A 19,735-nucleotide genomic window follows, 5' to 3' on the forward strand; every position below is an offset into this window, starting at 1 on the left:
AAAAGCTGCATTCAGAAAAGAGCGTGACTCCCATGCAGGCCGGAATTCACGCCATAACAAGGTAGGAGACGAAGTCAAATGAAGAACAAAGGGAAATTTAAAGGACGTTGTGTATCAAGAATCATATACGCGACTATCGGCGTGGCGGGGATGGCCATGCCATTTGCTGACGCGGCAGCCGATGACGCAGTCAGCAGCGGGGTCGTAAAAACGGCTGGCGACAGCAAGAAAATCAGCTTTAACGATCAAGATACCTTGCCGATGACTAAAAATGTCGTGTCGGGTAAGGATGTTGAGAATGCGCAGGACGGTTATGCCGATGCGATCAAGAATGTGGCGGGCGTGTCAAGCAACAATGCGAAAGGTAGCGCAAACGACAGCGTCAAGATTCGCGGCATCCAGCTTAATCTTTTCACTGATTATCGTTTGAACGGCGGTCTGCCCATTACCGGCGTCATTTCGTTTCCGACAGAAGACAAGGATCGGATTGAGGCGTTGAAAGGGGCAAACGCGCTCATGTTCGGCATTGCCAGCCCGGCCGGCATTGTGAATCTGGTCACCAAGCGGGCAACGGACAAGGACGTCAACACGCTGACCTTGTCCGGCAATTCTTTTGGGCAATATGGCTCGGCGGTCGATCTGGGCCGCAAGTTCGGCGATGAAAAACAATTCGGGCTGCGCGTCAATCTGGCCGGCTCCCATCTGGAAAACGGCGTCGAAGGCGGTAATGGTCACGGCCTGTTCGGCAGCGTGGCGGCCGACTGGAAAGCCACCGATCGCCTCAGTTTTCAATTTGACTATGAGAACTACCGTAAGGATGTAGTTGAACAAGCTAGTGTCAGCTTATCGCCGGTCAATCCCAAGACAGGTACGATCCCGGTGCCGCGTGTCCCGGATCCGACCAACTTGCTGTCGGGAACCTGGGATATTTATCATCCTCGGACCGAGAATGTCCAGCTGCGTGCCGATTACAAAATTACCAACGACTGGAAATTGACTGGCGAGGTATCGCGCTCCCATTCGGAACGCTCGCGTCTCCAGGACCGTATCGACATCGGTAACAACCTGGTGTCGGGGTGGGGCGCTAATAACGTATCCTGGATACATAACAATTACACCACGGAATTTGAGAAGGTCGAGTTGCTTGGCAAGTTCATCACCGGCCCACTCAGGCACGAACTGACATTGGGTGTCTCGTCAACCGACAGGACCACGACCACATCGACCATCAACAATGTCCAGCCCCCCGGACAGCAGCAAAATATCTATAACCCGGTGGTGCTGGCGCCGCCGATCCTGCCGACCGGACCGCTAGCCTATACCCTGTCGACCGGCAACAACACGGGGATTTATACCTACGATACGATTAGCATTGGCGCCCGTTGGAAGGTGCTGGCGGGTTTGCGCGAAACCAATTTCACGTTTGAAAACCAGGTAGGACGGACCACTGGCAAGACGGCATCGCCGGCGGTCGGGCTTCTCTATGACATCGCAAGAGACACAACGGTGTATGCGAGTTACATGAAGGGTCTGGAAGAGGGCGCCACTGCCCCGACCAATGCGCAGACAAAAAATAGCGGCATGATTTTGCCGCCTGGCGTGGCATCTCAGGCTGAACTCGGTATCCGCACCACATTTTTCAAAGGCATTACCGCGAGTGCAGCGTATTTCAGCATTGAACGTCCAAACGCCGTTACCGATCTGGATACCGGTATATTCGCGAATGCCGGGACGAATAAATATCGCGGGATAGAGACCACGCTCAGTGCCGATATCAATCGCTGGTGGACAGTCAATGCGAGTGGGCAGTACCTGCATGTGCTGCAAAATTCTCTAACCAACATCAACGGGTTGGTGCCGGAAAATACGCCACGATTCGTCGGCAATCTTTCGGTAACGCACCGTTCGCCGCTGGTCCAGGGGTTAACACTCACGGCAGGTACGTCTTACGTCTCGAGTCGCTTTATCAATCCGCAAGACCAGGGAGTTATCCCGGCGGTTACCTTGTTCTCCGCAGGTGCCGGCTATGCGACAAAGATCGGTGGTCACCGGACGACGTTCCAGCTTAGCGTGGACAATATTGCGAACAAGCGGTACTGGAACTCTGTCACCACCGGAACGTATGGCGCCGGCATGGACCGCAGTTTCAGGTTCAATGCGAAGATCGATTACTAAATCGATTCTCCTCCGGTCTCAGGAACATCGCCAGCGTTCTGGCGATGTTTTGGAGATTTAGTCTAGCTTGGACAGTTCTTCCTCAACTTCCTCAGCATTCAGGGGCAGGTAGCCGAGTGTTTCGGCGGCAATCGCCTGTTGCCCCTCATATGACAATACCAGGCGCAGATATTCGCGCACGAAAGTATCGAGCGGCTGGCCAGGCGACCGCCGCACGAAAATATACAAGTGGCGGTCCAGTGGATAGCGGCCGGAAACAATGTCTTCGCGCGATCCTCGTGAACCCGGATCATCGGGGCGATCAGAGACGGCCAGGGCTTTCACCTCCGGTGTCGCCCGATTGAGCGCTGCAAAGCCGAGCGCCAGCGGATCCGTGCCAACGCACTTGACCGCGTCGACCGATTGTGGAAATCCGGAAAATCCTTCTGCATATTGATGCCCGCCGAATTTGTGCTTTTGCATGAAGATGCCAAGCGCCGTTGTCGCGCGCAAGCCGCACAGATGAATGGGGCGCCGTGCCCATTCGCCGGTCAGGCCGAGTTGCCCCCAACGCGTGATTTGATCGCCGGAGGTACGCGCCGTGAAAGCGCGCGCAGCCTGGTCGATGGACAATTTTCCGATCGGATTGCCATGATGCACGTAGAGCGCCAGCGGTGCGGAAAGCGCGCGAGGCTCGAGTGAATCATGTGCTACGCGGATTGCGATCGGTTTGGATCCCACTACATTTTCATAGGCAGCAAGCTCGGCGTCCGAAAACTCCGCGCCCATTGGCGCGAAGGCCGAACGGCCTTGGGCGAGCGCTGCAGGCGCGGTGCGTGTTCCCTTGAGTACGAGCGAAAACCGGAAATCGGGATGAGCTTTGACGAACAGAGTATTGATTGCGGTAAGGATGCCAAGCATATCGTTGTAGCCGATGATGCTGATTTCGCCCGCAGGAGTGACATATGGCGCTTCGCGGGGAAATGCTATCCGCTCAGGCCGGTACCGCGGCAATCGGGTGTTAATCAATGCCGCCGTGGCCGACGCTGGATGCAAGGCTGTTTCGGATATCGACTCGATAGCGTCAACCGGCGTGCTTTGTGCTGTGCAGGTGAGCATAGAACCGCCTAAATACGCGACCATCCAATGGAGTTTTTTCATAAGTGTGGCGATAAAAAAATGGACGTGTCGCCACGTCCAAAACAGCATTGATAACGCTGTGGAGAGAACGCTGAAATAGGTTATTGAATCGGCTCGAACAATTTCTCCAGCGATGGGGTTTGCATGCGTAATTCTTCTTTGAGTTTTTCCGCCAATTCCCGGACCGCAGCTTTGTCTTCGCCAGCTTTGTACTTGAATGTTGCGCCAAGAACGCCAATCGTTTTCCCCGCTATGTCCTGCATCAGCAGCTCAACCGAGGTGTCGCCGGTTTTGGTGGTTTCTATTCGCGGCTTACCTGTATTGAGCACACCGAGATCATCGGCATCGGCCTTCTTCCCGATCCGCCCGATGTTGGAAGCAATAATCACATTATCGGCGCCGTTCGGGGGCGTCACATGCATCGCGAGCACGGTCAGGTCGCTATGTTTTGCGATGGCCGCGTCAACCAGTTTTTGTGCGTAGATCAGGTAAGACGGCTGTGCCGACGCAGGCAGGGATAGCGTGGCTGCCGTCACAAGAAAGGCGAGAGTTGCGTTGCGTATCATTTCAGTTCTCCAGTTTCGTTAATTTAAGAAATAAAAAGGTTGATTGATTAATGTGAGTGGCTGCATTCCCATCGCATCAATTCTCGTTAGCTGACGGCCTCAGGAATTTCAATCACGATTTGCAAACCTGTGTCATTTGCGGCGGCGGTCGCGAAGATCCGACCACGATGCAGTTCCACGATACTGCGGCAAATGGCGAGGCCCAGGCCATTGCCTTTATCCTCGCTGTTGGGAGGAGTGATGCGGACGAAGCGTTCGAAAATACGCTCATACTCTTCTGCGGGCAGGCCGGGGCCTTCGTCTTCGACGCTGAAGCGCCACAGGCCCTCGTCCAGCCGAGAGCGTAAAGTAACCTTGCCGCCCGGGGGAGATACATTCAACGCGTTGGTGAGTAGATTCAGCAGCACCTGACGCATCCGGCTATCGTCAAAGCTGATGCAGCCTTCGCCGTCATGGGTGTGAAAGAAGGCGCGGCCGTGATGCTCGGCAAGTGTGCATGCATCCAGTTCAAAATCCTGCAGGAAGCGCGCCGGATTGATCGGCTTGAGATTGAGTGTGATGGCGTTGGCCTCGGCCCGTGAAAGAAACAGCAGTTCTTCAATGATGCGATCCAGCCGTGCTACTTCTTCAAGCAGTTCCAGCAGCGTGTCCTGGTCGTGATTGCTGCGGTTAGCGTCTAACAGCATTTTTTCTGCATACAGGCGCACCAGGGAAAGCGGTGTCTTGAGTTCGTGCGACGCTTCTGCGGAAAAACGACGAATTTGATTGAATGATAATTCCAGGCGGTCGAACATCTGGTTCAGCATGCGGCCCAGATCGGATATTTCGTCATTCACTTCGGAAACCGGAATCCGATGGCTCAGATTGTCCGAATGTATGTGATTGGCAGTCTCGCTGATGAGGCGTACCGGCCGCAACGCCAGCCGGCTGAGATAGTAGCCGATGCTGGTGCTGACCAGCAGCATGCCTCCCAGCAGCGTCAGGCAGACGATCATGTAGCCATCCATCACACTGCGGACCTGGTGCAGCGGCGTGCCTATGCTGACTTCGAACGGCGGCAGGAAATATTCGCTCACACGCAATTCGCCGATGCCATCCATTGTGATGTTGAACGAATGCTCGCCCTTGATATCCGGCATGGAACGGCCATTCAGGTTGGTCGAGTGGAACAGCATCCCTTTCTGCGGATTGTCGACGTTGATATAGAACAGTACGGAGGCATAGTCGGTGGTTTCGCGTATGCGGGCGTTGATGACTTCGCCGGTAAGTGTCTTGTAGTCTGAACCAAGATGCGATTTCAATTGTTTGAATTCGGCCGCGTTCAACAGATCCAGTCCGTTGATCAGGTGATTTTGCAGCAATACGTAGCCGGCGAAAAACAGGCAGGCAAGGGTGGTGGTCGCCGCAAGCGCGTACCAGGCTGCAAGCCGCACACTGATGGGCTGTAGCAGTTGGTTGAGACGGTGCGGGAAAAAGTTCATCGATATTACTCGTTTGCTGAGGCCAGGCAATAACACTTATCGGCGCTCAAGCCGGGAAAAAAATCCCCGTCTTGTCAGGACGGGGGAATGCAGACCTCAGGAAAACTGTTGTTGCCAAACATTCGGGCTGGCGAGTGCCGGCCATTATTTCCCGGCTAGATGGAAACTCCAATCCAGGCCAACCCGTAACTCGGTGATGTTTTCGCCATCCGCGCGTCCTCCGGAGTGTCCTCTGCGCACGCCGAAATCGAAAGACAGATCTTCGCTATGCTTCCAGATCGCCCCTAGCAATATCGAGTTTGTGCGTGGCTCAGTGGCATCCCTTTCGGTAAAAATTTCCATCACCGGCCTCACCAGCCACGCTTCGGGACCTTCCAGAATCACGCCCAGGAAGCGGCTGGTCGTGTGCTCACGTGTACGCGTTAGCGCTGCGTTCAGGTGCACCGCACCCGCGTCCCCGCGCCCGGATACGATACCGTTACAGGTCGCGCCGGTGCCGGACTGGCCATATATGGTCGGCAGCAGAACACCGCATTCTGCGGCGATGCTCGGCCCGCTCCCATCTTGCAGGCTGCCGCGCCGAAAGACGTGCTTGACTGAAAATGCGGTATCTGAAAAACTTGTCCGCCGGGTGTCGCTGAAATCACCGAACTGTCGCTCCAGCCGTCCTTCCAGCACCAGTTCCGTGTCGCCGGCGAAACCGAAATTACCGGTCACGGCAGGGGCAGACAGCGATTTTTCTTTATCCCGGTGCAGATAACTGCTGCCGAATTCCAGTTCAAATACGCCAGGCTCCGCCGTTCCCGCATCCGAGCCGTCGAATGGCCGATAAGCATACGCAGGAGCCCAGATTGCGCTCAGTAAAGCGACGCACATAATTGGTTTAAGCGACATTTTTCCAAGTCGTTCCGCTGCGGGATGGCTGCATCTGGCGGACTGCAGCAATGAGGCTGCCAGCGCATAAAATCTGCCATGAATCATGGTGTTCTTTCACGATGAATGTGCAGGATTCAGGCTATGCAGCCCGAATCCTGGCAAGTTTTGCCGAAGCGATTAGTGTTTATTTGGCTTGTTTGTATAAAGCCTCGTAGCTAGGGATCTGCTTTTGCAGGTTGTCCCGCAAGGCGGTTGAGGCCTTGAAGAAATCTATGTCTTTCTTACCGCTGTTCGCCGGATTTTTATAGGCCAGGACGAGCATTCCGCAGTTTTCACCCTGGGCATCGCGCAGCGGCACCATCATGACGTATTTCGGTTTTACGTCTTTCGTCCGGTGCCAGCGCGGATCCAGGATGGTAATGCCGGTTTCGACAACCATGACATCGTCCGGATCATCCGGATTGCCGATTCGTTCAGGATAGGAACCGGCGAACATCGTGTATACCTTGGACATGCCGGGTGGTACGCCATGGAAGGTAACGCTCAACAGTTCTGGATGCTTCGCCATGATCTGGTCGGACAAGGTTTGTGCATATATCTTGTATTCCGGAGGAGTCCAGTTCTTTGCTTCCGCCGCGAAAGCGCTGGAGGCGCTGAAGATGGCTGACGTGGCGAAGATAGCTGCGACTGCGATTTTTGCTAGTGTTTTCATGATTTCCTTGGGGAGATAGTCAAAAAATGTTTTTACCTTTTGCACCGACTGAGCCGGTGCATCGGTCAATCTTTATCAGTCGACCTGGTCCAGCTTGGCCAGTTCTTCCTTGACGATTCCTGGCGTCAGCGGAATATAGACACCTTCATTGGCGACGACTTCCTGGCCTTGACGGCTCAACACCATCTTCAGGAATTCCTTGACCTTAGGTTCGATTGGCTGGCCTGGTTTTTTGTTGATATAGATGTACACGTAGCGGCTCAGCGGATACTTATGGCTATACACGTTCTCCAGGTTCGGCGCGTAGTAAGGTTGTCCCGCCTTCTCAGCGAGTGGCACTGCGCGGACATCAGGCGTGAGATTGGCCAGTAGCGCATAAGTCAGGCCGCCGGGATTTTTTGCCATGTCTTCGGCTGCAACGTTGAAGGCATGGACAAAGCCCTTGCCCTTCATCATCTGGATATTGTCTTTGTACTCGCCGCCCATCATCGCTTGCGCCTTGATGAACTGTTCGATGCCGTTGACCGCCTTCAGGCCGTACAGATGGATAGGGCGGTTCGCCCATTCACCGGTCAGCCCCAGGTCGCCCCAGGTGTTGACTTCCTTGTAGCCGCGCATGCGTGTCTTGGAATAGATCGCGTCGACCTGTTCCATGGTCAGGCCTTTGATCGGATTATTCTTGTCGACGAAGATAACGCTGGTGGCGGTCTTGCCGAGCGAACCGACGCTGCCTGTGGCGACGCGGATCGCAGTCGGCTTGTAGCCGAATTTTTCGATGAACATTTTTTCTTCGGCAGGCAGCAACTCCCGACCCACCGGCGCCGCTTGTGCGCCGCCAATCAGCCCCGGCGCACCTGCGCCGGAAGCGCGGGCTTCAACGGTCACGCTCATCTTCGGTGCATAGGCTTTGCGGAAAATCTTGGCCCAGCCAAACGTGATTTCATCCATCACGTCGGCGCCGACCAGGCTGAACTCCTCTTCTGGAGGATTGATCTTGATAGGACCAGGTGTCCAGACCGGTATGGCCGGATCGACTTTCAGGTGATGCTCGACTTCGGCGTATTTCAAGGCGAATGCGGGTGCTGCCATTGCAGCCAGGGCTGCCAGGCAAACGGCTTGCGTGACGGAGCTGGCGGCTATCTTACGTAGCGCTTTGAGGGAATGTGTGGTTTTCATATGTCTCCTACAATATTTGGTTTAATTGTCTTCAAAGTCTGTTGCGATAATTTCGCAACAGACTCTGGCATCCAATTTAAGCCTCGACCTTAAATTGGACATGAACATTTTCTGAAATATTATTTAGGATCCCGCTTGAGGCTTTGCAGCGAAAAGGTAAACCGACGCTTGCTTGTCGACCAGGGAGGCATGGCGCCGGTCAGTCGGATGCTTCTCGTTGAACGACGAGCGTTTTCTGCGCAGTAAATTGATTCCTTACCTGGCCGGTGCAACGTCAAACCGAAGCACGGCTGCTCCCGTATTTCCTTCTCCTGGCGACACAGCTGCGTACAGGCGATTCAACTCCGGTACCAGGATTGCCGTCTTGGCACCCTTCGCTGTGGAGATGTGAGGGAGTTCCTGATAATGATCGGCGTCCTTTTGCTGGAAAACGCTGATGAAATCATCGCCGGCGAGATAGACGCGGCGATTGGCCTTGTCGAACATTGCCTCATTCGTACGTTCCGGTGCATTGAAACTGGCGACCTGGGCGCCGGTTTTGGTATCAAGAACGACCAGCTTGTAAGGTTTGCGCGTTACAACAAAGAGACGGTTGCTGGCTTCGTCAAATGCCATCGCTGCGTTCATCTTTCCCTCGTTGACCGGCCAGGTGTCGACAACGCTGAAGGTCTTCTTGTCGACCACGGCTACGGAGTTCTTGCCAGTCACATTGATGTACAGGTTTTTACCTTTCTGTTCAATCGCCATGGCCTCCACCTTGTCGGTGTCGAATTTGATGTCGCCGAGATGCTTTCCGGTCCGCGGATCGATCTTGGACAGGAGCGAATCGGGCAGATTGCCGTTCTTGCCGCCCGCCACGATATACATGCTTTTCTCACTTGCGTCATAGCCCATCGAATCGGCGCCAGGAATGAGCTTGATCGTATCGATCACCTTGTAGGTGCTTGCATCAAACACCTTGCTCAGGCCAGCACCGCTGTCGGTTACAACCAGACGGTTTTTATCGGCCAGATACAGGATGCCGTGCGGGGTTTCAACCCCTTTGATGGTCTTCAGATGCTTGCCGGACGCCAGGTTGAACACTTCCAGGGTGCCGTGGTCTTCGGCTGCCAGAAAAAGACGGTTGCCTTTCACGTCAACAGCGAAATGGTCGAAGTCGCCGGTGTAACCTGGCATTTCGGTGCGGCTATGGAGATGCATCGATTCAGGGACATTCTTGTTCACGTTGGCAGAGGCTGCAGCGGAATATGCCGGTTGCCCCGCGAGGCCAAGAGTGAACAGGATGGCGCAGGACACGATGGCGGTATTTTGTTTGTTCATGAAATTCTTTCAAATAAAGTTGGCTTGGCGCGGAATGAGGCACGGATGTCTCCCACTCACCTCAATAATGCGATGGGACTTTAAATCGGACCTGAACCGTTTCTGAAAAAGTATTCAGAATATTTCGCCGGTAGCAGGCCGGGCCAAAAGAAAGCCGGGTTCCCTGATGTGGCAGCGTGTCAAATTTTTTTCAGCTTATTTTCGGTTTGATTTCAGGTCCAATTCAGGTTGAAGGCATAGTCTTCTGTCTCACCGAGGGTGGGCAAATCCAACAATTAAGTACATGGCAAATTTTGCCAGTCCCACCTTGGACCCGCGATAGAGCGGGTGATTTTTCAAGGCGAGGAATATTGCTTTCATGAACACAAGAATTCGAAGTTCTCTGCTTTCATTGCATCGCTGGACAGGTTTTACCGTTGGCCTGGTGATCGTGCTGATGGCGCTGACCGGCGCCGCCATCATGTATCGCCCGCAGCTTGAACCACTGCTGAGTCCCGACCTGCTTACCGTGCCGGGCTGCACAGGACTAGTTCCGCTTGACACGCTGACCGTCGCTGCAGCTGCTGTGCGGCCTGCCGCCAAACTTGACTACATCAGGTTGATCGCCGGGGATGCGGCGGATGCAGGGACGGATGCACGCATGCCGGCTGCAATGGTGCGCTTTACCGACCAGACCTTTGTCTATTTGAATCCTTGTAATGGCGAGGTACTGGGGCAGCGTCATCGTTACGGCGGACTGCTTGGCACTATCGAACAAATACATCGCTTTCGGTTCATGAAAAACGGCAACCTCATTACCGGCACCAGCGCCATCGTATTCGGCCTTGTCCTGATTCTTGGCGGCCTGTACATCTGGCTCCCGGCGACGCTGCGCGGCGTCAAGAGCGCCCTGAAATTTAATGGGCGCCTCAAGGGACCGGCACGTACGATCAACCTGCACAAGACCGTCGGTTTCTATGCAAGCCTGATCTTGCTGACCAGCGTGCTGACCGGCTTGCCGCAGGCATTCGACTGGTACAAGAATGGCATTTACACAATCGCCGGTTCGGCGCTGCCCGCCAAGGCGCCCAAATCGCAGCCTGCGGCCGGCGCACAGCGTTTGTCGATGGAGTCGATGTGGCAACGAGCCCAGGAATACATGCCGCATCCACAGGAAGTACTGTTGCACTATCCAGACAAGCCGCGCGATGCCGTGGAGATGTATCTGATCGCCAACGATGCCCCGCATCCGAACGCACGCACCATGCTTTATCTCGACGCTTATAGCGGAAAGACATTGAAATATATCCCCTATGCCGACAGCAGCCTCGGTAGCAAATTGTATTTCTGGACGCTTTCCCTGCATACCGGCCACATCGGGGGACCTGTTGTTCAGCTGTTGCTGATGGCGGCGGCGTTGTCAGTACCGTTCCTTGCCTACACGGGAATTGCGACCTGGCTGCGCAGGAGAAAGCGCGCAATTGCAAACCGGCGTCTTCGGGTCAGGGTAGCTAGAAAGACCAACGAAGCAGAGGGTATTTGCGCATTCGAACTGGTCGATTCTAAGGGAAGGGCGTTGCCACGGTTTAGTGCAGGTGCGCATATTGACGTCTATCTGCGCAACGGCTTGGTGCGCCAGTATTCCTTATGCAACGATCCCGGGGAAAGCCATCGCTACCTGATTTGCGTGCAGCTGGAACAGGCTTCCCGCGGCGGATCGCGTGCCATGCATGAAAACATCAAAGAAGGTCACGTGATTGAAATCGGTATCCCGAAAAACCGCTTTGCCATGGATCCGGCGGCAAGACGCTCGGTGCTGATCGCCGGTGGCATAGGCGTGACGCCGATCTTGTGCATGGCGGAGCATCTCGCCGGCCTGAATGCGGACTTCGAAATGCATTACTGCACCCGCACGAGGCAACGAGCTGCTTTCCTTAATCGCATCAAGAAAGCCATTTATGCGAACCGCGTCACATTCCATTTCAGCGACAGGCTGGCCCAACCGCGGCGCGATTTCATGGGCCTGATCGGCAATTTCGAAAGCGGCGTTCATCTGTACGTGTGTGGTCCGGCAGGATTCGTCAACATGGCACTCGATGCGGCCCGGCAACGTGGCTGGCCGGACAGAAACGTACATAAGGAATATTTTTCTGCCGAAATGGTCAAGGCGGAGAACGATACCGGTTTTGACATTAAACTTGCCAGCACAGGGAAAGTCTTGCATGTCGCAAAGGGTAAGTCGGTGCTTGAAGTGTTGTCCGACTGCGGTGTCGATATTCCGCGCTCGTGTGAACAAGGCGTTTGCGGCACTTGCATGACGCGGGTGCTGGCTGGTGTGCCGGACCATCGCGACGTGTATCTGAGTGATGAGGAACGCATCAGGAACGACCAGTTCATACCCTGTTGCTCACGTGCGCGGAGCGATATGCTGATACTAGATCTTTGACCCGATCTTTGCCCCGGTCTTTGATTTTCCAAAATTTTAATCCATTTCATAGAATCGCAACCCATGAAAATTCTCGCTCCCACCTTATCCCTCGCACTCATGCTCTGTAGCCAGGGCATGCATGCCGAGCCGGTCAAATCTATCAAACCGACGGATACACCTAATCGCATCGTGCTGCTGGTAGATGAAATCAAGGCGATCCGGTCGTTCCCGATTGTGTTAGCGGAACGGCTCGGTTATCTGAAGGATGATGGCATGGACGTGACAGTAATGAATATCCGGGATGATGTATTTCATGACCAGATGCTGATGGACGGGCGAGTCGACGCCGTGATGGCGTACTACCACCACAATATCGTCAATCAATCGAAAGGCAACAGCACCGAAGCAGTGGTGACGCTGGGGGTGACACCCGGCTCCAAGGTGCTGGTAGCCAATCAATCGAAGGAGAAGTTCAAGACACTCGCCGATCTGAAAGGTAGTCGCTTTATCGCCGGCGGCGCTGGATCGTCCAAAACCACCGTAGCGAATTACCTGATGCTTGAGGGTGGTAACAAGCTTGACGATTACACGCGGCTGGGCACGGATGGGAAGGACAAGAACGTTGTCGCACTGCGTAACGGTGCAGCCGATTTTGTGGTTGCGCCTACCCCGGATGGCAATTTTTATGAGGCGCAAGGCGTCGCCACGGTGTTTGCCGACCTGACTACGGTCGAAGGAACCAGGAAGAATTTCGGCACGCTGTTCCCGTCGAATACGATCTTCATGGCGAGTGAGCACGTGAAAGCCCATCCCGAAATTGCCCAACACCTGGCCAATGCGTTCGTGCGCACGCTGAAGTACATCAATACGCACACGGCAGAAGAAATCGCGGCCCTCATTCCGATTGAGATCAGTGGCAAAGACCGCGTTACCTACCTGAAAGTACTGAAGGAGCAAATCCCGATGTTTGCCAACGACGGTCGCATGCCGCCCGACGGCGCGGCCAAGGAGTTGCAGGTCCTGGCCGAGTTCAATCCGAAGTTCAAGGCGGTGAAAGTCGAGCAGACCTATACCAACACCTTCGTGGACGCGGCCTTGAAGAAATTCCACTGACAACCAGCCTTGATTGCTTTGTTATCTGCCTTGTATTTGCGTTATTAACTGCTTTGTGAAAGATAGTAATCATGAAAAATAATTTACTGCGATTTTCCCGATTATTGCGCTTCGCCGCCGCATGTGTTGTGCCGGTGCTGATGGCTGCAAGCTCTGTGCATGCGGCCGATGAGGCCAAAAGCGGCCCGCTTTCTCTCATCATTACTTATCACTCGACACCAGCGAATCGCGTGGCGTTGCGTGAAGAAATGGAAAAGTCGCGGAAAGGACTGTTTCAGCATTGGAAAGAACAAGGCATTCTCAAGGACTACCGTCTCTTGTTCAATCGTTACGTGGATTCAAGCAGCTGGGATGCGATGGCGTTGCTGACTTTTTCCAGCCCGGCAGATGCCGAGCGCTGGAATAAGGTGGAGCAGGACAATCCGGCAGGCTTGTCGAAGACAGCGCTGGCATTGACCACGGCGATTGATACGGCTCCCGCAGACCTGGTGCGCAATAACGCTGTCGCCAATGCCCCGCGTCATCCAACGCTCATGGTTATTCCTTACGAGACAATGGTGTCGGCCGACGAATATCTGAAATATGCAGACGGCTACGTGATTCCGCAGTTCGAGGGCTGGATACAGGAAGGTGTGCTGTCGCGTTACGGGATCTATGTCAATCGGTATGCCGCCGGCCGCCCGTGGTCGACCATGGTGATTCTCGAGTACAAGAACGACGCTGCACTTGGTGCGCGCGAAGCCGTGGTCGCCAAGGTTCGGGCAAGATTGAAAGAAAACCCGGAATGGAAGGCCATCAGCGACAGCAAGAAAAATGTCCGGGCAGAAAAGCTGGCCGTGATCGCCGATGCAATGGTGACGCCTTAGGTCGCCAGGCAGGTTACCCATTGAGGGGGGCGATCCGTCAGTTGATCTGTCCAGCTATTGCTGCCCCAATTCCCGATAAAGGTCGTTGGCCCGCATCAGGTGGCTGCGCATCGCTTCGGCGGCGGCATCGCCGTCATGCATGGCAATCGCATCGACAATACGCTGGTGCTCGGTGAGCGTAAGTTCCTCGGCACCTGGCGCCCGAACCAGGGTGTAGTAGAACTCGCTGGCCCAGCGGAACATCGATTCGACGATAGACGGGAAAATCGGGTTGCCGCTGATGTCGGCGATTTCGCGGTGAAACGCCATGTCGCGCTCGATGAATTCTTCCAGGTTGACCATCGAAGCCCGATGCTCGGCGATGCTCAGGCGCAGGCTCGCAATCTGCGCCTCGGTAGCGCGTTCGGCGGCCATGCGGGCAGTGCTGGTTTCGAGGAAGACGCGTGCTTCCTTCAGGTGTCCCAGCATCGCCGGCTTGGTGCGCAGCAGATGCTGGGCGCCGATGGCAATCTGGGCAATCAGGCGATCGGCGGTCGGGTCGACCACCCGCGCCCGCTCGCCGTGGACAATCTCGACGAAGCCTGAACGTTCCATCGCCTGCAGCGCTTCGCGCACCGCAGGACGGCCGACGCCATATTGCTCCATCAGTTCGCGCTCGGAAGGAAGTTGCGAACCCGGCGGCAGTTCGCCGCTATGGATACGTTCCATCAAGCGTTCGAGCACTTCTTGATATAACTTGCGGCGCTGTATAGTTTCCGACATGTCTTGCACTAGATTAAATGATATTGATAGCGTGACTTTACCATATCAATTTTGCCCACCGTATCAGTTTGCTGCCAACGGCTTGCCTTCCAGTACATCGCCAAAGAAGCTGATTCCGCCAACCTGGCCGCCTTTCAAGACAATCTCCAGTCCGTCGCGACGCGGATTGTCCGACCATGCGCGGCACAGCGGGGCTCCCGGCGACATGGCGGCGCAGACGCTAAGCGCGGCGATATCGAGCGCGCCAGCTACCTCGCCAGAACTGTCGCCGCCGGCGATCGCCACCCGGGTAACAGGGCGGGTATCCAGCAAACACCGCATCACGTCCGCCAGCGCCATGCCGACCTGCCGCGCTGCATCCAAGCGGGTGATTCCTGCTTCCCGGGCTATGGCATCGAAGCCGGTGACATTAGTATCGTCCGGCCCTTCAGCGCTGTAAATCAGGGGGCTACGGCCATTGTCGACGGCGGTAACGGCCAATGTAACCATGCGCGCCAGTTCCACCTCTCTGGTTTGTGCGGTCAGCACGGCCTGCAAATCAAGTCTTTCGGCGGCAAATCCATGCGTCCGCGCCCAGGCTATCTGCCTTGCGGTGACCGGTGAACAGCTGCCGCTTACCGCCGCGATGACAGGCACCGGGCCCGCCGTCGGCAAGGATGTTTGCTGCGCTATCCAGCCGCGCGATCGCCAATAGGCCGTCAGAGCATATTGGAGACCGGACGACGAGGCGCTGAAGACGCCGGCGCCGCGTTGTTCCCACGCCAGACGGCCGGCTTCGCGCAGGGTTTCCTCATCGAGAACATCGATCAGGACTACCGGCGTATCGGTGCCTTGCAATTTGTCGATGCGTGCGCCGGCCAGGGCAGCGCCGTCGCGCAATTGCACCATGTCGATCAATTCAACCCGGCGCTGCGTCTGCGTGGCGAGATGGCGCCGTAAATCCGATTCGCTCATCGGCGTCACCGGATGGCGGGCCATGGTCGGATGCCGGTCCAGGCGATATCCTGCGCCGTCGACCGCCGCAAACAGATTGCCGAACACTTGATAACGCTTCAGGCGTGGTGCGCCGACAATCATCGGCGACCAGGCTCCCGGCATATGTCCGACGCCAAGATCCAGGGCGCGGCCGATCGATCCGGTCTGCACCGACGAATCGAAAGTGGAACAGATTTTGTATTGCATCAGCGGTGGTTTGAGCGCTGCCAGCCGGGAAAATACTCCCGGCAGATGCACATCCATCCATTCCGGGGAACGCCCGCGCGACGATCCGGCAATCCCGATGCAGCGGACATCCGGAAAACGCTGCAGCATGGCGGCGTCAGGTGTTTGCAAAAATAACGCTGTCGGCAATCCAGAGGCCGCCATCACTTCCATGGCGTCAGTCGAACCGGTGAAGTCATCGCCGTAATATGCCAGCAGCAGTCCGTCGGGCAGGGCCGCCTTGCATTCTTTCGCGCTCATTTCCAGAATCCGAGTGCGGCCTGCAATGCCGGGCGGCGTTCTGCGTATTGTTCCAGAGGCACGCCTTCAATCGCAGCAACCCAGGCTTCGCGCAACGCTGAGACGCCCGCCGCCACGCCTTGTGGATGGCCGAAGATGCCGCCACCGGCGGTATGAATCAGGTCTGTGCAACCGATGGCCTTATAGGTGTCAGCTGCTTGCAAACCGGTTTGGCCGGAGCTGAATACCGGCATTGCAGGCAGCGGCGCTTCCGGCATGACCGGGCTGAGTACCGAGCGTGCGGCCGCAATCACGCTATCGTCGGGCTCGCTGAATTTGTTGCGCAGGCCATTGACGTGCATATGGTCGGCGCCAGCCAGCCGCCACAGCATCTGCCATGGCGCGTAATCCCAGCCCAGTTGCGGACAGCGGCTCAGGTAGCCCCAGCCGGCGCGATGCGCATGAATCGGCAACTGCGAATGGCGGCGCAATTCCTGCAATCCGATCAGCCCGATCGAGTTGAGGCTGGCCATGACGCAGGTGCCGCCTTCGGCCAGCACCAAATCATGGCGGCGGCGCATCTGGTCTAGATCGCCGGTCAGGTTGAAGGCCATCATGACCTTCTTGCCGGTGCGATCGGCGTGTTGGTTGATGATACGCATGACGCCGCGTACCCGCTCATCAAAAGGACAACGGGCGCCGTCAACCTGTAACTCGTCATCCTTGATGAAGTCGACACCGCCGGCGACCAGCTCGCGCACCTGCTGCACCGTTTCGTCCACCGACAGGCCGATGCTGGGCTTGATGATGGTGCCGATCAGCGGGCCGTGTGCGATGCCGGTCAGGCGGCGGGTGCCGGCAATGCCGAAGGCCGGGCCTTGGTAGGCTCTGGCGAAAGCCGGCGGCAACCGCAGTCCGGTAAGCCGCAAGCCGGAGACCTGGCGCAGCTCGAACAGATTACCGGCAATCGTCGCCATCAGGTTAGGCAGCGACGGGCCCAGGTTTTCCAGCGGCCACGAGATTTCCAGCTCGCACTGAGTATAGCGCTCGGAACGCATGCCGCCGGGCAGGCTGGGCTCCTTGCTGTAGCCGAGTATTTCCAGCCGCTCGACGCGCGCGCCCGAGCGTTGTTTCAGCTCCGGGGTTTCAGTAGGCAGAGCAACAAAGGTGCCGCTCGACTGTTCGCCGGCAATGACTTCGGCCGCCCGCGCAGGGTCGTCGCCGGTTTCCAGCCAATAGCTGGCGTAGATACGTTCCATGGATATACTCGCTCAAAAGACTTTTATCATGTGGCCATGACAAAATTCATCATGGCCATCATTTGCAATATGCTGCTCAGGTGATACGGCGGATGCTTTCGGCGATCTCTTCATGATCGAATACTTTGAGCCAGTCGTCGCGCATCAGGCGCGGCTTGCCGAACTGGATCGCCTTGTTGCAGGCATCCGAGAAAGCACCTGGGATTTCGTTGAAAATCACCGCGCCGAGAATGTTCATGTGACCCAGCAGGAAGTCGCGTGCAGCTTCCTTCGGCACACCGCGGCGGACAGTTTCATCCATCGCCTCGCGCATCACGTACAGCAAAGTAGCGCAGACCGTTTCGGACAGGCCCGGCTCCAGCAGGGCCATCTGCTCCACAGTCAGGCGATAGGAACGCAAGATCGGCGCATAAATCACCTGGGCAATGTCTTCGCCAAGGTCAAAGGCCGAGTCCGGTCCCTGCATCAGGGCGCTGGTGATTGACTGCTTGGCAGCGCCGCCACCGAAGAAATCGCGGCGCGCTTCCTTGGTTTCCTCGTCGTTGTAGATGGGCGGATGGCAAGGGTGGGCCACAAAGTAGACCAGGTCTGGACGTTCAGGCAGATGACCGGCGAAAGGAGCTGCGGCATCCAGCGTCATGACCATGGTGCCTGGCTGGAGTTTCGGCGCTATTTCCGCTGCGATCTTGCCGATCATCGTATCCGGCACGGCCAGGATCACAACGTCAACGTTATCCAGCGCGGCATCGATGCCTACGCATTCCACTCCAAGTTCGTCCTTGAGTCGCTGTTGTCCGATCTGGCTCACTTCGACGTGCGCCACGCGGTAGTCAGACTTTTGCAAATTCTTTGCCAGACGCACACCCATTTTTCCGCCGGCGCCAAATAACGCGATTTTTTCCTTCATGATCTTTCTCCATTTAAACCAGTTAAAACGATGCTTTCATCACTTACACAAGTATTTCAATCGGCGATGACCTTGCCTCTCATATCGGCCGACAAGGCGCTCTCCTGCCGGGTGCCGGCGCCGATGGCAAAGATCACCAGCGACGACAGCAACATCAGTCCACCGACTACGAACATCGGGACTTGATAGGAACCGGTCACGTCTTTGATCGCGCCGGTGACAAACGGCGCGATGAAGCCGGCGGCGTTGCCGACCGTGTTGATCAGTGCAATGCCTGCAGCAGCGGCAGCGCCGGACAGGAAGCGCGCCGGAATCGACCAGAAAGTCGGCAAAGCAGAGAAGATGGCGCAAGCCGTAATCGTGATCACGGCAACCGTCGCTGCCGGTGTGCTCATATAGAGCGCCAGCGGAATACTGACCGCGCCCAGCAGAGCAGGAATACCGACGTGCCAGCTGCGCGCGCCACGGCGGGTGGCGTCACGGCTCCACAGGAACAGCGCGACGGCGGCTGGCAAATAGGGAATGGCAGTGATCAAGCCTTTTTGCAGCACGTTGAATTTGGTGCCGAACTGGCTTTCAAAACCGCCGATGATCGTCGGTAAGAAAAAAGCCAACGCATACAGGCCGTAAATCAGTCCGAAGTAGACCAGCGCCAGCAGCCAGACGCGGCTGTTGGTGAGTGCCTTCTTCACGTCCGAGACATGGCTGGTACGCTTGGTACGAGCCTCGGCAGCCAGTGCTGTCGTGAGCCAGGTACGCTCGGCTTCACTGAGCCATTTGGCGTCGGCCGGCTTGTCGGCCAGGTAGAACCAGGCGATGACGCCGACCGCGATCGCAGGTAAAGCGACCCCGGCAAACATGACGCGCCAGCCTTCCAGTCCGAATGTACCGTGGGCTTCGATCAGCATCCCGGCAACCGGTGCGCCGATGACGATAGTCAGCGGCTGCGCAAGATAGAACAACGCCAGGATATGGCTACGATGCTTGGCCGGCACCCACATGCTCAGAAACAGGATTGCGCCCGGGAAGAAGCCTGCTTCCGCCACGCCCAGCAGGAACCGCAGTGTGTACAGGCCTTCGACACTGCTGACCCAGGTGAACAGGAGCGCGACGATACCCCAGGTCACCATGATCCGGGCCAGCCAGCGCCGGGCGCCGTATTTGTGTAGTGCGAGATTACTCGGGATTTCAAGCAAGACGTAACCGATGAAAAACACGCCTGCGGCAAAACCGAACTGTGCCGCAGTAAGGCCGAGATCCTTGCTCATGCCGTTCGGTCCGGCGAAGGAAATTGCGGTTCGGTCCAGGAAATTGATAAAAAACATTAATGCGACGAAAGGTACGAGTCGAAACGCCACCTTCCTGATAGCCGATTTTTCAACGGCGCTAACTGCGGTCTCCATACTGTCTCCTGAGTTGATTGAACAAGGCTGTTGCCATGTCAACAATAAACATCATTTCGCCGAGGCTTTAAGAAGCTCTTCTGGCGGTTCGTTTTTTTGAATCCAGTACGTGAGCCCACGTCAATTCGTGGAAAACGCAGCTGGTATAATCAC

Annotated in this window: 16 protein-coding genes; 4 read left to right on the plus strand and 12 right to left on the minus strand. The window is 56.2% G+C overall.

From position 1 onward, the window contains the following. The first annotated feature begins 156 nt into the window (after window positions 1–156). Window positions 157–2,175, plus strand: coding sequence for a TonB-dependent receptor (locus BM029_RS01775; protein ID WP_170850953.1), 2,019 nt, complete (start codon window positions 157–159; stop codon window positions 2,173–2,175). Between the two features lie 57 nt (window positions 2,176–2,232). Here the strand turns inward: BM029_RS01775 and BM029_RS01780 are convergent, their stop codons facing one another. The 7 genes from BM029_RS01780 to BM029_RS01810 all read right to left on the minus strand — a co-directional run bounded on the left by BM029_RS01780 (window position 2,233) and on the right by BM029_RS01810 (window position 9,425). Then, complete coding sequence (locus tag BM029_RS01780) at window positions 2,233–3,273, minus strand: PstS family phosphate ABC transporter substrate-binding protein (protein WP_139217184.1); 1,041 nt, start codon at window positions 3,271–3,273, stop codon at window positions 2,233–2,235. A gap of 122 nt (window positions 3,274–3,395) precedes the next feature. Then, entirely contained in the window at window positions 3,396–3,860 is a 465-nt protein-coding gene (locus BM029_RS01785; RefSeq protein ID WP_092432091.1) for a hypothetical protein, read from the minus strand. Between the two features lie 86 nt (window positions 3,861–3,946). Further along, complete coding sequence (locus BM029_RS01790) at window positions 3,947–5,341, minus strand: sensor histidine kinase (RefSeq protein ID WP_092432093.1); 1,395 nt, start codon at window positions 5,339–5,341, stop codon at window positions 3,947–3,949. 144 nt (window positions 5,342–5,485) lie between these two features. Further along, window positions 5,486–6,235 carry a hypothetical protein gene (locus BM029_RS01795; protein ID WP_139217185.1) on the minus strand — a complete coding sequence of 250 codons (750 nt, stop codon included), beginning with the start codon at window positions 6,233–6,235 and terminating at the stop codon, window positions 5,486–5,488. A 166-nt stretch (window positions 6,236–6,401) separates the two neighbouring features. After that, entirely contained in the window at window positions 6,402–6,929 is a 528-nt protein-coding gene (locus tag BM029_RS01800) for a hypothetical protein (RefSeq protein WP_092432097.1), read from the minus strand. Window positions 6,930–7,004: 75 nt separating this feature from the next. After that, complete coding sequence (locus BM029_RS01805; RefSeq protein WP_092432098.1) at window positions 7,005–8,105, minus strand: PstS family phosphate ABC transporter substrate-binding protein; 1,101 nt, start codon at window positions 8,103–8,105, stop codon at window positions 7,005–7,007. A gap of 255 nt (window positions 8,106–8,360) precedes the next feature. Continuing rightward, window positions 8,361–9,425, minus strand: a complete 1,065-nt coding sequence (locus BM029_RS01810; protein WP_092432100.1) for a YncE family protein — start codon at window positions 9,423–9,425, stop codon at window positions 8,361–8,363. A gap of 358 nt (window positions 9,426–9,783) precedes the next feature. Here BM029_RS01810 and BM029_RS26535 point away from each other — a divergent pair, with 358 nt between their 5' ends. The 3 genes from BM029_RS26535 to BM029_RS01825 all read left to right on the plus strand — a co-directional run bounded on the left by BM029_RS26535 (window position 9,784) and on the right by BM029_RS01825 (window position 13,811). After that, window positions 9,784–11,850 carry a PepSY domain-containing protein gene (locus BM029_RS26535; protein WP_092432101.1) on the plus strand — a complete coding sequence of 689 codons (2,067 nt, stop codon included), beginning with the start codon at window positions 9,784–9,786 and terminating at the stop codon, window positions 11,848–11,850. Between the two features lie 63 nt (window positions 11,851–11,913). Further along, a complete protein-coding gene (locus BM029_RS01820; protein ID WP_092432102.1) occupies window positions 11,914–12,945 on the plus strand; it encodes an ABC transporter substrate-binding protein in 1,032 nt (343 codons plus the stop codon). Between the two features lie 71 nt (window positions 12,946–13,016). After that, a complete protein-coding gene (locus BM029_RS01825) occupies window positions 13,017–13,811 on the plus strand; it encodes a hypothetical protein (protein WP_092432104.1) in 795 nt (264 codons plus the stop codon). 54 nt (window positions 13,812–13,865) lie between these two features. On the opposite strand, the gene BM029_RS01830 is transcribed toward BM029_RS01825, so the two are convergent. The 5 genes from BM029_RS01830 to BM029_RS01850 form a co-directional block, all read right to left on the minus strand. After that, complete coding sequence (locus BM029_RS01830; protein WP_092412496.1) at window positions 13,866–14,573, minus strand: transcriptional regulator NanR; 708 nt, start codon at window positions 14,571–14,573, stop codon at window positions 13,866–13,868. A 63-nt stretch (window positions 14,574–14,636) separates the two neighbouring features. Beyond that, on the minus strand, window positions 14,637–16,034 hold the full coding sequence (gene oiaK, locus BM029_RS01835) for a 3-oxo-isoapionate kinase OiaK (protein WP_092432105.1): 1,398 nt from the start codon (window positions 16,032–16,034) through the stop codon (window positions 14,637–14,639). Next, window positions 16,031–17,272 carry a ribulose-bisphosphate carboxylase large subunit family protein gene (locus BM029_RS01840; RefSeq protein ID WP_092432107.1) on the minus strand — a complete coding sequence of 414 codons (1,242 nt, stop codon included), beginning with the start codon at window positions 17,270–17,272 and terminating at the stop codon, window positions 16,031–16,033. Before BM029_RS01840 ends, oiaK begins: the two co-directional genes overlap by 4 nt. Before the next feature lie 76 nt (window positions 17,273–17,348). Then, window positions 17,349–18,179: a phosphogluconate dehydrogenase C-terminal domain-containing protein gene (locus BM029_RS01845; RefSeq protein ID WP_092432109.1), complete on the minus strand. Its 831-nt coding sequence runs from the start codon at window positions 18,177–18,179 to the stop codon at window positions 17,349–17,351. 56 nt (window positions 18,180–18,235) lie between these two features. Then, window positions 18,236–19,582 (minus strand): MFS transporter, encoded by a 1,347-nt coding sequence (locus BM029_RS01850; protein ID WP_092432111.1) that lies wholly within the window; start codon window positions 19,580–19,582, stop codon window positions 18,236–18,238. Window positions 19,583–19,735 lie beyond the last annotated feature (153 nt).

This window comes from Collimonas sp. OK607, assembly GCF_900111995.1.
Taxonomy (GTDB): domain Bacteria; phylum Pseudomonadota; class Gammaproteobacteria; order Burkholderiales; family Burkholderiaceae_D; genus Collimonas.

What these genes read in the sequence shown, in the direction of transcription:
- BM029_RS01775 (WP_170850953.1), top strand. Translation starts at nt 157, where the DNA reads ATGCCATTTGCTGACGCGGCAGCCGATGACGCAGTCAGCAGCGGGGTC.
- BM029_RS01780 (WP_139217184.1), bottom strand. Translation starts at nt 3,273, where the DNA reads ATGCTCACCTGCACAGCACAAAGCACGCCGGTTGACGCTATCGAGTCG.
- BM029_RS01785 (WP_092432091.1), bottom strand. Translation starts at nt 3,860, where the DNA reads ATGATACGCAACGCAACTCTCGCCTTTCTTGTGACGGCAGCCACGCTA.
- BM029_RS01790 (WP_092432093.1), bottom strand. Translation starts at nt 5,341, where the DNA reads ATGAACTTTTTCCCGCACCGTCTCAACCAACTGCTACAGCCCATCAGT.
- BM029_RS01795 (WP_139217185.1), bottom strand. Translation starts at nt 6,235, where the DNA reads ATGTCGCTTAAACCAATTATGTGCGTCGCTTTACTGAGCGCAATCTGG.
- BM029_RS01800 (WP_092432097.1), bottom strand. Translation starts at nt 6,929, where the DNA reads ATGAAAACACTAGCAAAAATCGCAGTCGCAGCTATCTTCGCCACGTCA.
- BM029_RS01805 (WP_092432098.1), bottom strand. Translation starts at nt 8,105, where the DNA reads ATGAAAACCACACATTCCCTCAAAGCGCTACGTAAGATAGCCGCCAGC.
- BM029_RS01810 (WP_092432100.1), bottom strand. Translation starts at nt 9,425, where the DNA reads ATGAACAAACAAAATACCGCCATCGTGTCCTGCGCCATCCTGTTCACT.
- BM029_RS26535 (WP_092432101.1), top strand. Translation starts at nt 9,784, where the DNA reads ATGAACACAAGAATTCGAAGTTCTCTGCTTTCATTGCATCGCTGGACA.
- BM029_RS01820 (WP_092432102.1), top strand. Translation starts at nt 11,914, where the DNA reads ATGAAAATTCTCGCTCCCACCTTATCCCTCGCACTCATGCTCTGTAGC.
- BM029_RS01825 (WP_092432104.1), top strand. Translation starts at nt 13,017, where the DNA reads ATGAAAAATAATTTACTGCGATTTTCCCGATTATTGCGCTTCGCCGCC.
- BM029_RS01830 (WP_092412496.1), bottom strand. Translation starts at nt 14,573, where the DNA reads ATGTCGGAAACTATACAGCGCCGCAAGTTATATCAAGAAGTGCTCGAA.
- oiaK (WP_092432105.1), bottom strand. Translation starts at nt 16,034, where the DNA reads ATGAGCGCGAAAGAATGCAAGGCGGCCCTGCCCGACGGACTGCTGCTG.
- BM029_RS01840 (WP_092432107.1), bottom strand. Translation starts at nt 17,272, where the DNA reads ATGGAACGTATCTACGCCAGCTATTGGCTGGAAACCGGCGACGACCCT.
- BM029_RS01845 (WP_092432109.1), bottom strand. Translation starts at nt 18,179, where the DNA reads ATGAAGGAAAAAATCGCGTTATTTGGCGCCGGCGGAAAAATGGGTGTG.
- BM029_RS01850 (WP_092432111.1), bottom strand. Translation starts at nt 19,582, where the DNA reads ATGGAGACCGCAGTTAGCGCCGTTGAAAAATCGGCTATCAGGAAGGTG.